The sequence below is a fragment of the Agarivorans sp. D1326 genome, from assembly GCF_056958115.1.
Map to the genome: position 1 here is coordinate 100,772 of NZ_JBTWEN010000002.1, position 12,958 is coordinate 113,729.

General features: G+C 42.6%; 11 protein-coding genes. 3 read left to right on the forward strand and 8 right to left on the reverse strand.

Annotation, left to right across the window (positions count from 1 at the left end; genetic code table 11):
- Positions 1-91: 91 nt before the first annotated feature.
- Both mobB and ACYFDN_RS04300 read left to right on the forward strand, forming a co-directional pair.
- The gene (mobB, locus tag ACYFDN_RS04295) at positions 92-616 is read left to right on the forward strand and encodes a molybdopterin-guanine dinucleotide biosynthesis protein B (RefSeq protein WP_483510100.1); all 525 of its coding nucleotides are present in this window, start codon (positions 92-94) and stop codon (positions 614-616) included.
- A gap of 52 nt (positions 617-668) precedes the next feature.
- Complete coding sequence (locus ACYFDN_RS04300; RefSeq protein ID WP_483510101.1) at positions 669-2,807, forward strand: FAD-dependent oxidoreductase; 2,139 nt, start codon at positions 669-671, stop codon at positions 2,805-2,807.
- A 13-nt stretch (positions 2,808-2,820) separates the two neighbouring features.
- Here ACYFDN_RS04300 and ACYFDN_RS04305 read toward each other — a convergent pair whose 3' ends face one another.
- The 7 genes from ACYFDN_RS04305 to bioB form a co-directional block, all read right to left on the reverse strand.
- A complete protein-coding gene (locus ACYFDN_RS04305; RefSeq protein ID WP_016403264.1) occupies positions 2,821-5,283 on the reverse strand; it encodes a putative bifunctional diguanylate cyclase/phosphodiesterase in 2,463 nt (820 codons plus the stop codon).
- A 16-nt stretch (positions 5,284-5,299) separates the two neighbouring features.
- Positions 5,300-6,277, reverse strand: a complete 978-nt coding sequence (locus ACYFDN_RS04310) for an ABC transporter substrate-binding protein (protein ID WP_152785016.1) — start codon at positions 6,275-6,277, stop codon at positions 5,300-5,302.
- A 208-nt stretch (positions 6,278-6,485) separates the two neighbouring features.
- Positions 6,486-7,358: a protease HtpX gene (htpX, locus tag ACYFDN_RS04315; protein ID WP_338621346.1), complete on the reverse strand. Its 873-nt coding sequence runs from the start codon at positions 7,356-7,358 to the stop codon at positions 6,486-6,488.
- A 91-nt stretch (positions 7,359-7,449) separates the two neighbouring features.
- Positions 7,450-8,139, reverse strand: coding sequence for a dethiobiotin synthase (gene bioD, locus ACYFDN_RS04320; RefSeq protein WP_338621347.1), 690 nt, complete (start codon positions 8,137-8,139; stop codon positions 7,450-7,452).
- Positions 8,132-8,908: a malonyl-ACP O-methyltransferase BioC gene (bioC, locus tag ACYFDN_RS04325; protein ID WP_483510102.1), complete on the reverse strand. Its 777-nt coding sequence runs from the start codon at positions 8,906-8,908 to the stop codon at positions 8,132-8,134. The genes bioD and bioC overlap by 8 nt, the downstream gene beginning before the upstream one ends.
- Positions 8,895-10,070 (reverse strand): 8-amino-7-oxononanoate synthase, encoded by a 1,176-nt coding sequence (gene bioF / locus ACYFDN_RS04330; RefSeq protein WP_483510103.1) that lies wholly within the window; start codon positions 10,068-10,070, stop codon positions 8,895-8,897. The genes bioC and bioF overlap by 14 nt, the downstream gene beginning before the upstream one ends.
- Positions 10,071-11,123: a biotin synthase BioB gene (gene bioB, locus ACYFDN_RS04335; protein WP_483510104.1), complete on the reverse strand. Its 1,053-nt coding sequence runs from the start codon at positions 11,121-11,123 to the stop codon at positions 10,071-10,073.
- 97 nt (positions 11,124-11,220) lie between these two features.
- Between bioB and bioA the strand changes: the two genes are divergently transcribed.
- Complete coding sequence (gene bioA / locus ACYFDN_RS04340) at positions 11,221-12,492, forward strand: adenosylmethionine--8-amino-7-oxononanoate transaminase (protein ID WP_483510105.1); 1,272 nt, start codon at positions 11,221-11,223, stop codon at positions 12,490-12,492.
- On the opposite strand, the gene ACYFDN_RS04345 is transcribed toward bioA, so the two are convergent.
- Positions 12,482-12,853: a hypothetical protein gene (locus ACYFDN_RS04345; RefSeq protein ID WP_016403274.1), complete on the reverse strand. Its 372-nt coding sequence runs from the start codon at positions 12,851-12,853 to the stop codon at positions 12,482-12,484. The genes bioA and ACYFDN_RS04345 overlap by 11 nt on opposite strands.
- Positions 12,854-12,958 lie beyond the last annotated feature (105 nt).

Here is a 12,958-nt window from a genome sequence, read left to right on the forward strand (position 1 = left end):
GCGCTCAGTTTAATGTTTTTTTGTAAGTTTAAAACCAATTATCTGCTTAGGCTTTGTTAAATTGGTAAAAAATAACTAACTTGGAGATAAAATGACTAGAAACTGGCCAAAACCAATCATCGCCTTGGCTGGCTATAGTGGCAGCGGAAAAACCACCTTACTAAGCCAACTTATTCCTTTGCTAAAGGCACGGGGTTTAAGTGTTGCTGTTATAAAACATAGCCATCACGCAATAGAGTTAGATAAACCGGGTAAAGACAGCCATAAGTTTGCAGAGGCTGGCGCCGAACAGGTGATACTTTCCTGCCCTCATAAACGGTACCACTTTAGTCTTCAGCAGCAACATGACGACTTAAACGAACAGTTGTCTTGGATAAACTGGCAACTATGCGATTTAGTGATCGTTGAAGGCTATAGACATAGCGAAGTGGCAAAAATAGAAATTCATCGAAGCGATCTTGGTAAGCCTTTGCTGTTCCCAAATGACAAGCACGTCATCGCTGTGGCTAGCCCCGATAATCTTAATACAGACTTACCTTTGTTAGATTTAAATAAGCCTAAGCTAATCAGTGATTTCATATTAGCCTATACTAACAACGTAAAAATTGTGAAATAGAATCATAAGCTTATCGGTCTATAAACTATCACTACTGTTTAGAGAATAAAATATGAAACCAAATAAACTGATTGTTGTAGCAGTGCTTGCTGTTATTGTCGGTCTTATCCTATGGTTCGACTTAGGCCAATGGCTTAACTTCGAAACCATTAAGCAAAGCCAAGCTGATTTACAAAGCACTGTAGAAAATCACTTCTTAGTGTCTATTGTTGCTTATTTCTTTTTATATGTTTTTGTAACCGCATTTTCGATACCAGGCGCAGCCCTTCTTACTTTGCTGGCCGGCGCATTATTTGGTGTAGTGAACGGCGTAATAATGGTTTCTTTTGCCAGTACTATCGGCGCGAGCTTAGCGTTTATAGTAGCTCGCTACTTAGTTAGAGATAGCTTAGAACAGCGCTATGCCGACAAACTAAAGAGCATTAACAAAGGTATAGAAAAAGAAGGTGCTTTTTATCTTTTAAGTTTAAGGCTAATACCAGTCTTTCCTTTCTTTTTAATCAACCTTGTAATGGCATTAACCAAACTGCCTCTTAAAACCTTTTATTGGGTAAGCCAAATAGGCATGTTCCCCGCAACCGTAGTGTATGTAAACGCAGGCACCGAGTTAGCAAAGTTAGATAGCCTATCGGGAATATTGTCACCATCTCTACTTATCGCCTTCACCCTATTGGGTATTCTTCCTTACATAAGCAAGGCAATCTTAAATGGCATTAAACAACGCAAAGTCTACGCCCCCTACCAAAAGCCAAGTTCATTTGATAACAACATGTTGGTTATTGGAGCCGGTGCTGGTGGCTTAGTGAGTTCATACATCGCTGCGGCTGTTAAAGCAAAAGTCACCTTAGTTGAAAAGCACTTAATGGGCGGCGACTGTTTAAACACTGGTTGCGTACCCTCTAAAGCATTAATACGCAGCGCTAAGTTCGCCTATGAAGCGAGTAATGCAGAAAAATTTGGTTATGAGAAAGTTGATGCACAAGCAAATTTTGCCAAGGTAATGCAACGAGTACATGATGTTATTCAACAAGTTGAACCACATGACTCGGTAGAGCGTTATACCAAATTAGGAGTTAACTGCGTTCAAGGCACCGCAAAAATCATTAGCCCTTGGGAAGTAGAAATAGACGGTAAATCAGTGACTACCCAAAACATTGTAGTTGCTACTGGTGCTCGACCACTAGTCCCGGGCATCCCCGGTTTGCAAGAGGTCGAATATTTAACCTCTGATACGCTTTGGCAGCTTAAACAACTCCCAGAGAAGCTACTCGTGTTAGGTGGTGGTCCAATTGGCTGTGAATTAACCCAAAGTTTTGCCCGATTAGGTGCTGAAGTGACCCAAATAGAAATGGCCGACCACCTATTAATTCGAGAAGACCTAGAAGTTAGTAAGTTATTAGAAGAACAGTTTACCCACGAAGGCATCAATCTATTATTGGGTTGGAAAGCGGTTAGCTTTCATTATCAAAACGGCCAGCAAAGTGTAAAACTGATTAAAGGCGAGCAAGAAAAAGAAGTTGTTTTTGACAAAGTGATACTCGCATTAGGCCGTGTTGCAAATACTAAGGGCTTTGGATTAGAAGAGCTTGGTATTGAAAACTCAGAGCGCGGCACCATTGCGGTGAATGAACATTTGCAAACCAATTTCCCCAATATTTATGCTGTTGGCGATGTGGCTGGGCCTTATCAATTCACCCACTTTGCAGCTCATCAAGCTTGGTATGCCGCAGTAAACGCGCTATTTGGTCGATTCAAAAAATTTAAAGCCGATTACTCGGTAATTCCAGCAGCAACCTACACCTATCCCGAAGTTGCTCGTGTAGGTTTAAACGAGCAAGAAGCTAAGCAACAGGATATTGGTTACGAAGTGACTAAGTTTGAGCTAGAAGAACTAGACCGCGCAATTGCTGAAGGCGCAACTAAAGGCTTCATTAAAGTGCTTACCGTACCAGGAAAAGACAAAATACTTGGTGCAACCATTGTTGGTGAGCATGCTGGAGAATTATTAGCAGAGTTCACCTTAGCAATGAAGCATGGCTTAGGTTTAAACAAAATCTTAGGAACAATACATGCCTACCCAACCATGATGGAAGCAAACAAGTATGTAGCGGGTGAATGGAAGCGTAATCACGCTCCCGAGAAAATCCTATCCTATCTTGAGAAGTTCCACACTTGGACGAGAAAAGCGTAACTAATCTTATTGGTCAGGCTATTTCAGCCTGACCAATAAACAAACGTTCCTCAAAGATTTCAGGCTCAAGTGCTTCACTAAAATAGAACCCTTGGTAAACCGTACAACGACGGTACTTTAAGAACTCTAATTGATACTCAGTCTCCACACCTTCTGCAATAACTTCTAAGTCTAAGTTCTCAGCCATTGAGATAATGGTGGTAATAATGGCACATTCACTGCCACCACTTTGTAATTCGCTCACAAAGGATTTATCAATTTTTAAACAGTTAATTGGCAACTTGTTCAAATACGCCAGTGACGAATAGCCGGTACCAAAATCATCTACCGAGAAACGTACCCCAATATCACGCAGCGCTTGAATTTTCTCTACCGTGTCTTGCACGTTATCTACCAATACACCTTCTGTAATCTCTAACTCAATAAGTTTAGGGTCACAGCCAGCTTCTTGAATAATCGCTAGCGTTTCTTGCACAAAGGTATTGCGGTGGAACTGATTGGGGCTAACGTTTATTGATAAGGTTTTAAAGTTTTCTGGTAAACCTCGATCTTCCCAAGTCTTCAGGGTTTCACAGGCACTGCGCATAACCCATTGTCCTAGGGTGACAATTAAGCCTGTTTCCTCGGCAAGAGGAATAAACCGTCCAGGAGAAATCCACCCTAATTTGGTGTCGAACCAACGAAGCAGTGTTTCGGCGCCAACCATCTCAAAATTAGCGTTATAGCGAGGCTGAAAATATGCCACCATATCTTCGTTTTCTAGCGCTTCTCTCATCATTTTAGTTAACTGGTGACGCTCTTGAATTTCGTCTGCCATTTGATCAGAGAACACATGAACACTAGATCGTTCGTTATCTTTACCATGATAAAGTGCAATGTCTGCCTGGCGTAAAATCTCGGTAGCATTACTATCGTGATTAGGGAACAAGGCTACACCTGTGGTTAAGTTTAGCGATATTTGGTTACCTTTAATCACAAACTCTTTGTGAATAACCCGTCCTAAATGCTCTGCCATGTTGCTAGCAAGCTGCTTCGCTTCTTCGCGATCGGTAGATAAATTTGGCACTAATAAAGCGAATTCATCACCGCCAAGGCGGGCTACAGTTTCGGTACTGGTGCGCCCCTCACGCAAACGGTGAGCGATCAAACGAAGCAGTAAATCACCTGCAGCATGACCTAACATGTCATTTACGTTTTTAAAGTGGTCAATGTCGAGGTAAATCAACGCGCCAACTTTGTTAGATTTACGCCCTCTTTCGATTTCGAGGTCCAAGTTTTCAAGAAGCTTACGGCGATTAGACAATCGAGTAATGTCGTCATGAGAAGACTGAAAACGCACTAACTCTTGAGCTGAACGTACTTCGGAAATGTTTGTCTGAGTACTAATAACTCGTGAAGGTAGACCGCGTTCGCTACGCTCGACGACCATGCCTCGAGATAATACCCACAAATAGTGACCGTCTTTATGCTTAACCCGGTGCATTGACTCATACACTTTGTTTTTCTTTTTCAAATGCTTGCGCAATTCATTAAGGGTTTTGTCCAAGTCTTCCGGGTGGATCCTAGATTCCCACTCCTCAATCTTTTCACCTATTTCGCTATCTTGGTAACCCAACATCGCTTTCCACTGTGGCGAGTAATACACAGAGTTAGTGATTAAATTCCAGTCCCAAATGCCGTCACCAGAGCCACTTAGCGCAAATTGCCAGCGCTGTTCACTACGTTGCAGTTGGGCAAAGCTGCTATGAATACCATTGGCCATTTTACCAATTGCATGCTCTAAAGCACCGATTTCACCTTGGCTTTTGGCCGCAATATTGGCATTTCGATGAGTTTGAATTTGCTTAGTGCGCCCCACCAATTTGTTAATAGGTGCAACTAATAGTCGGTTAAGCATTAATACCAACAGCAGCATAGCCACCGACATGTAGATGAAGGTTTTAATCGCTTCATCGATAATCATCTCACGCTTTACTAACCAAGTATTTTGCAAGTTATAACTTACAAATATTGCGCCCTGCTCAGCTCTTCGCAGGCTGTCTTCTCGTGGTCCCATATCTAATGGTAGATACAAGTTTACTTGCCAATGTTCAGGTAATACTTGCGATACTGGTGAGCGCTTGTTCTTTACCTGATTAAATAGTTCGGTATTGAAATAATTAGCATTGTCTGCAGCAAACAGGCTCTTTTCTGCACGTTTATTAGATATTTGAACCAGACCTTGCGGATCAATAACCTGCAGTGAGTCCAATTGTTGATTTAAAGCTACAAGGGTTAGCTGTCGCTCAGCAATATCCCATTGATGACGAGATAAGCTGTCTGAAAGGCTTTGCTGAAGCTGATAGCCAATATGCAACAAACGCTGGCTAGCATGTTCAGCCATTTTATTACGTTGCTCATGCAGCGTACCTAACAATAATAAACTTTGAGCAATAACTAATAATACCAAGGCCAAAATAGGTATTACTACACTCAATGAAATCCGTTTAAACCTATACACCGTTCAACTCCAATAACCACTCGCTGGTAAAACTACGCGATAAATCAGGTGCTCGGTGGATCAATTCCAACTCAGCCATACGTTGCGCTTTTTCCTGCGCAAGCCCCAAAATAAAATTACCAGAGAAAAGTGCAATGCTTTGCTGAGCATTAAGCATTTGAATATTTCCGTAAGCTTGGCGAACTTCTTTACTGTAAAGCTGGGTTCGCTTAGCGATTAACTTGTAGCCTTCTCTTGAATGCTCCTCTAACCAAGTGTTGGCTTTATAGAAGTTTTTCAATAAATTTGAAATACCGTTTCGCTTTTTCTGTAAGACCTCAGTTCTTACCACCATTACGCGATAATACGGTTGGCCTTGTGCAGCGCTTTTATATAAAACGTTGGCAGATAGATTATCTACCAAACGGCTTTGAATTGGACCTGAGGTCATCACTGCACTTATTTCACCTTTGCGAAATAGTGCCAATTGCTCATCAAGTTTAGCTTCTACCAAGACAAAATCATCGGCGTTAACCTTGGTGTCTTGTAACCAGTCATCCATAACTAAAGAGGCTACCGATAGGCTCTCGTAGCCTATGCGTTCGCCTTTTAGTTGTTCGATATTCTTAATATCTTGGCGTGTGACTAATGCATCTCCACCGACACTTCTATCGATAATCGCAACTACAGTTAAATCTACTCGCTCGGATAATAAACTAATTGTTTCGGTTAGACTTAAGAAACCAGCATCCACCTGCCCACTTTTAAGAGCGTGCATGACATGGCTGGGAGTTGTTAGTTCATTTACGATATATGCATTAGAGCCTTCGAAAGAAAGCTGCTTAGACAGGAATATAGGTTCAAAGCCCAGCCAAGGAGACACGGCTACACGTAGAGCTTGGGTTTGGCTTTGACATGCGAGTAAGACACTACTAAAAAAAAGTAGTATTCCAATCTTACTTGCGTTGATTGATAAAAAGGTAAATTTCATATCCCTGATAGTTCTTAACTCTTCCTGAGCATACAACTAAAACTAGCCATCCATTCTGCTTGCGCCAGACGCAAAAAGAAAGCAAACAGTTTAAAAAATTATGAGGATATTACAAACTTAAAAGTTTACGCTCAAAAATTAAGCGCAAGATCAAAAAAGTGCCGACAAAGCGGCACTTTCATTAAAGTTTTTGGTCGATTGACCGAGCTTAACGTGCTCGTAATGCGGCAATGCGTTTTTCTAAAGGTGGGTGGCTTAAAAACAGCTCGCTCATTGCGCGTTTACCATTAATACCAAAGGCCATCATAGAGCCTTCCATTTCTGGCTCTCTACTTCCACCTAATCGCTGTAATGCATTAATCATTTTGTCTTTACCAACTAACTTGGCAGAGCCTTCATCAGCGCGGTACTCGCGTTGACGCGAAAACCACATAACAATAATGCTGGCCAAAATACCAAACACCATTTCAAGCACAAACACAGTTCCGATATAAGCAAAGGTGCCCATGCCTTGTCCGTTCTCATTATTGTTACTCATAGCAGAGCTAATAACGTTAGCGATGATTCGCGCTAAGAACATTACAAAGGTATTTACTACACCTTGAATTAGAGTAAGGGTAACCATGTCGCCATTAGCAATATGACTAACTTCGTGGGCTAGAACAGCTTCAACCTCATCGCGAGTCATGTTGTCTAACAAACCTGTGCTCACAGCCACTAAGGCATCATCTCGCTTAGCGCCAGTAGCAAATGCGTTCATATCTGGAGCATTGTAGATAGCAACTTCTGGCATACCAATACCTGCTGCTTTTGCCTGCCTTGCCACGGTATCAACCAACCATGCTTCGGTTTGGTTTCTCGGCGTTGTAATAACCTGAGCTCCGGTAGAACGCTTTGCCATCCACTTGGAAATAAGCAAAGAAATGATAGAGCCGCCGAAGCCAAAAATGGCACAGAAAATCAACAAGCCGCCCATGCTTTGGGTAGAGATCCCCAGAGCAGAAAACACTATGTTCATTACAATGCCTAGCACTAGAACAACAGCTAAGTTAGTGCCTAAAAACAACAATATACGTTTCATCGTCTTCCTCGATTATGATGGAATTACCCAATTACCATAATATATGGGGTTTAACTCACACTTTTCAATGGCTTAAATAGGGTAAATACGTTTAGATTTGGCTGACCAGAGCATCTATATCAAAGCATTCCGCTGCTAAGTTAGCGTTAAGGCTGGTGTTATAAGGAAGTTCAGCAATACAAGGAGCATCTATGGCACCTTGTAAATAGCTGATATTCAATTTTGATATATCTGAAGGCTCACTTAAATTATTAGCCACCCAAGCCACCACATTACAACCACTGGCGTTTATCGCTTCAGCGCTTAGCAAGGCATGGTTTAAACATCCAAGCTTCACTCCAACAACTAACACTACAGGTAAACCCTGCTCAGCTACCCAATCAGACATCATCAGCCCTTGTTCATTAAGTGGCACATGCCAACCCCCTGCTCCTTCAACCACAACAAAATCTGATTTACAAACTAAACGCTGTAACCCACTGGCCATTAACGCGCTATCAACTGGCTTTTTCTCAAGCTTTGCGGCGATATGGGGGGCTATAGCATGTTTTAGCATTACTGGATTTACTTCTGCATAGTCGAGTTCACTGGAGTTTACCTTCATTAATGCCAGCGCATCTTCATTGCCTTCTCCTGAATCAAACATTTCAGTTCCAGCTGCAATGGGCTTAAAACCATTAACAATTGAGAACTTGTTTTGTAGCGCTTTTACCAAGCCACAACTTACTACGGTTTTACCTACTTCCGTATCGGTGCCGGTGATAAAAACAGACTTAGTCATTAGTCAATACTCCATAACTCACTTTATAGGTGGCACTAATTTGCATGTTGTTGGTTGCTTGGCCGAACATTTCCTTATAGTTTCTAGCCATAGCCTTTAGTTGACCGCGATTTGTTGAATTTGGCTCTCCCCCAACCACATAGTTTGCGCCGATACCTTTTAAATCGGCCAACAACAAAAAGGCATGCTCGTACCAAAGAGTTCGTTGCTCATGATGAAACTTGGCATTGCTAAAACCGGCTTCGCTAGCCGCTTGTACAATATCATCCTGAGTTAGGAATCGGTTTACATGACGGTGGGAGTCGATGCTAGACCACGCTTGTTCAAGCTCCAATAAAGTACCTTGGCTGAGGGTAGAAAATAACAAAACGCCATTTGGCTTAAGTACTCTTCTAATTTCTTTTAATGCAACTGCAAGATCATTGCACCACTGCAAGGCTAAGCTTGAAAATACTAAATCTACACTATCGTCGGCTAAGCCTAAGTGTTCCGCATCACTAACCAACGCTGCACATGGCTGAGCATAGCGCTTTGCTTTAGTAGCCATTGCTAAAGACAAATCTAAGGCTACAACATGAGATGAATGAGCCTTTAGAGAACGAGAAAAATAGCCAGTGCCACAGCCTAAATCTATCGCTAGAGGATAAAGCTTATTAGGTAAGTAACTTAATAAGGTTTCGCCAATATTGCGTTGCAACTCGGCATAATCATTATAGGTATCAGCGGCTTTGGAGAAATGACGAGCAACCTGCTGTTTATCGATGACCATAGTTTTCTTTACTTACTTCATGAATCGCATTTATAAGATCAACAATATCTTGTGCTTGGTGATGACTACTTAAGGTTACCCGCAGCCTAGCGGTGTTTACCGGCACCGTAGGAGGACGAATTGCAGAGACCCAAAACCCTTTGCCTTGCAGCGACTCGGCCATCGCTAATGCTTTGTCGGCCTCACCGATAATAATCGGTTGAATAGCAGTATTTGAATCAGCAACTGCAATATTGTTTTCGATTGCTAACGATCTAAACAGTGCAATATTATCAGCTAACTGTTGCTGCAATTCTGGCTGCGTTTGCAGCACCCTAATAGCTTCGGTTACTGCGCAAGCTTGGGCTGCTGGCATCGCTGTTGAGTAGACATAGCTCTTGTCAAAATTAACCAAATATTCTTTAAGCGCTTGGTCACATAAAATAGTCGCACCAGAAACACCTAATGCTTTGCCAAAAGTTAGCATTTGAATTTGTACATCGCTAGGTGTCAGTTTTTGTTGGTCTGCAGAACCTCTTCCTTGATCACCTAGGCATCCCACACCGTGGGCATCATCAACCATTAACCATGCATTGTGTTGTTTACATAAATCACTGATGGGCTTTAAAGGTGCTTGATCACCGTCCATGCTAAAAACGCCTTCGGTGATCACTAAACAGTTTTCTCCTTGTTGACTTTCTAACCTTTTAGCAAGCTGACTTACTGAGTTATGTTGAAAACGGCTAAAGTTTGCGTCACACAATACGCCAGCTTCCATCAAGGAGGCATGGTTAAGTTTATCTTGGATCAGCACATCGTTTTTTTTGAGTAGTGCTTTAATAACACTCTGGTTAGCGGAAAAACCGCTGTTAAATAGCAATGCACTTTCACGCCCCTGCCATTCACAAAGTGTTTCTTCCAATTGGTAGTGCGCTTTTTGAAAACCGGTTACCAACGGTGAACCACCACTTCCCACACCATAACTCTCGGCACCTTTTATCCAAGCATCAATTACTCTTGGGTGGTGAGATAAACCGAGATAGTCATTACTTGAGAAATTCACAAACTGTTGGTTATCAATGTCAATCAAACGCCCTTGGGCGCTGGATTGACATCGGCGCTGGCGAAACAACTGTTGCTGTTTGCGCTTTTCTACTTGCTGTTTTACAAACTCAAATGCCATTTACGAGGCGTCGTAAAATTGTGAAGGGCTGTTTTTCTGCTGCTGTTTCACCAAGGTTTTGTAAAGATCTTCTTCTTGCTCTTCAGTACCATTTTTTAGCGCTGCTGGCTCGGGGCGAATACCTAGCTTTTTAAACAACTGCATGTCCTGGTTTTCATCAGGATTTGGCGTAGTAAGCAACTTACACCCGTAAAAAATAGAGTTAGCGCCAGCCATAAAACAGAGAGTTTGAACCTGTTCGTTCATTTCTTCACGTCCTGCCGATAAACGCACATGCGAGCGAGGCATCATGATACGAGCAACCGCTATGCAGCGAATAAACTCAAACTGATCCATATCATCAACATCTTCAAGTAAAGTACCCTTCACTTTTACCAGCATGTTAATGGGAACACTTTCTGGATGGCGAGGTAGATTAGCCAATTGAACCAATAAACCACTTCTGTCTGTAGCTGTCTCGCCCATGCCCATAATACCGCCCGAGCACACTTTCATACCTGCTGAGCGCACGTTATCTAGTGTATCTAAACGTTGGTCGTAAGTACGGGTGGTAATAATCTCTTGGTAATACTCGCGTGAAGTATCAAGGTTATGGTTGTAATAATCTAAACCTGCGTCGGCCAGTTCTTCAGCTTGCTGCTTCTCTAGCATGCCTAGGGTCATACAAGTTTCCATGCCCATTTCTTTCACGCCTTCCACCATTTTCACTAAGTACGGCATATCGCGCTGCTTAGGGTTTTTCCATGCTGCGCCCATACAAAAGCGAGTTGAACCGTTTGCTTTGGCTTTTTTGGCCTCGCTCAGTACATGTTCAACTTCTAATAGACGTTCTGTTTTAAGGTCAGTTTTATGGTGAGCACTTTGTGGGCAGTACTTACAATCCTCAGGACACGCGCCAGTTTTTATCGATAACAAGGTAGAAACTTGTACTTGGTTTGGATCAAAATTGGCGCGATGCGCACATTGAGCCTGAAACAATAAATCGTTAAATGGCAAAGCAAACAAATCGTTTACTTCCTGTACGGTCCAATCGTGGCGGAGTGCTTGAGTCATTTGAGAGGCTTTCTTTAGAAATAATAATCCGCTAGTCTAGCGACAGCCAAGCCGCTGTCAACTTTAAAAAACCAATAACTTTACCAATGGTTAAAAAATGAACATAGATTTAGATTACGACCAACAACATTTATGGCACCCTTATACGTCTTCTATTAAACCACTGCCCTGTTATCCAGTGAGCTCAGCTGATGGTTGCGAGATTGTTTTAGAAGATGGTACCCGACTCGTTGATGGCATGGCTTCTTGGTGGGCATGTATTCATGGTTATAAAGTGGCTGAGCTAGACCAGGCAGCCGCTCGCCAACTCGGCAACATGTCTCACGTAATGTTTGGCGGGCTCACTCACAAGCCAGCAGTAGAGCTGGCTAAAAAGCTAGTGGCGCTAACACCACCAAGTTTAGAGCAAGTGTTTATTAGTGATTCAGGCTCTGTTGCCGTTGAAGTTGCATTAAAAATGGCGCTGCAATTCTGGCACGCAAAAGGTGAAAAACGTGCCAAGTTTGCCACTATAAGAAACGGCTACCACGGCGACACCTTTGGCGCTATGTCGGTATGTGACCCAGATGGCGGTATGCACCAACTCTATCAAGGGTTCTTACCCGAGCATCTGTTTTGCGAAGCGCCGCAAACCCGTTTTGAGGAAACGTGGGATCCAGCAGACATCAAACCAATGCAGAAGATGCTCGAGCAACATCATCAGTCTATAGCGGCTGTGATTTTAGAACCGGTAGTTCAAGGTGCTGGCGGTATGCGTATTTACCACCCTCAATACCTTAAAGAACTACGAAAGCTGTGTGACCAATATCAGCTATTATTAATTGCCGATGAAATAGCTACTGGTTTTGGTCGCACCGGTAAATTATTCGCCTGTGAACACGCAGAGATAGAGCCAGACATACTTTGCCTAGGCAAAGGCTTAACGGGCGGCTACATGAGCCTTGCCGCGACCATCACCAGCAAATCTATTGCTAATACTATTTGTAGTGGAGAGGCTGGCGTATTCATGCATGGTCCAACGTTTATGGGTAACCCACTAGCATGCGCGGTGGCAAATGCCAGCATTGACCTGCTTATTGCATCAGGCTGGCAAACTAAGGTTGCGACGATTGAACAATCACTTAAGACACAACTTAAACAGTGCCTGAGCTTAGAATCCGTAATAGATGTTAGGGTATTAGGGGCCATTGGGGTGGTTGAGACAAAGCAGGCGGTGAATCTAGCAGACATTCAAGCGAAGTTTGTGGAACTTGGTGTATGGATAAGACCCTTTGGAAAACTAATTTACATCATGCCGCCCTATACCATTTCAGCAAGCCAGCTTCAAAAGTTAACTGATGCTATTTATAAGGTGCTGACTAGCCTCTAAAAAGCTTAAGGTAATAGAACAACAAAATAGCGATAACAATCACCGCTAACAGACCCATGTTCATTTTGAAATAGTCTGTTTTGCGGCGAGAGCGACTCCAGTTAACAAAAATGCCCGCTAAGGTAATGCCACAGCAGCCCCACAGCAAAAACACAAATACTTGCCTTAAATCTTCTATCCAGTGGTCTCTATATCCTTGCCCGTCGGTGGTTTGAAAAGCGCTGTAAGCTATCTCTGGTCTTGCATAATGATAAACCACCAAAGAACCAATAAACATTGTCCACGCTAACAATGAAATAATCACAAATAGCTTTTGAAGACCATCCGGCCCTTTTCGACGTTCTTTTCTATTTTGCCGCATTTACCCACTCACCTTTATTCCAACAAGCGTATTTCCTTAACATAAGTTATCGATTTCCGGAGTTTTATCAATTTTTACTTGAGTCTTTAGCCCTAAGAAGTAACA

What these genes read in the sequence shown, in the direction of transcription:
- mobB (WP_483510100.1), top strand. Translation starts at nt 92, where the DNA reads ATGACTAGAAACTGGCCAAAACCAATCATCGCCTTGGCTGGCTATAGT.
- ACYFDN_RS04300 (WP_483510101.1), top strand. Translation starts at nt 669, where the DNA reads ATGAAACCAAATAAACTGATTGTTGTAGCAGTGCTTGCTGTTATTGTC.
- ACYFDN_RS04310 (WP_152785016.1), bottom strand. Translation starts at nt 6,277, where the DNA reads ATGAAATTTACCTTTTTATCAATCAACGCAAGTAAGATTGGAATACTA.
- htpX (WP_338621346.1), bottom strand. Translation starts at nt 7,358, where the DNA reads ATGAAACGTATATTGTTGTTTTTAGGCACTAACTTAGCTGTTGTTCTA.
- bioD (WP_338621347.1), bottom strand. Translation starts at nt 8,139, where the DNA reads ATGACTAAGTCTGTTTTTATCACCGGCACCGATACGGAAGTAGGTAAA.
- bioC (WP_483510102.1), bottom strand. Translation starts at nt 8,908, where the DNA reads ATGGTCATCGATAAACAGCAGGTTGCTCGTCATTTCTCCAAAGCCGCT.
- bioF (WP_483510103.1), bottom strand. Translation starts at nt 10,070, where the DNA reads ATGGCATTTGAGTTTGTAAAACAGCAAGTAGAAAAGCGCAAACAGCAA.
- bioB (WP_483510104.1), bottom strand. Translation starts at nt 11,123, where the DNA reads ATGACTCAAGCACTCCGCCACGATTGGACCGTACAGGAAGTAAACGAT.
- bioA (WP_483510105.1), top strand. Translation starts at nt 11,221, where the DNA reads ATGAACATAGATTTAGATTACGACCAACAACATTTATGGCACCCTTAT.
- ACYFDN_RS04345 (WP_016403274.1), bottom strand. Translation starts at nt 12,853, where the DNA reads ATGCGGCAAAATAGAAAAGAACGTCGAAAAGGGCCGGATGGTCTTCAA.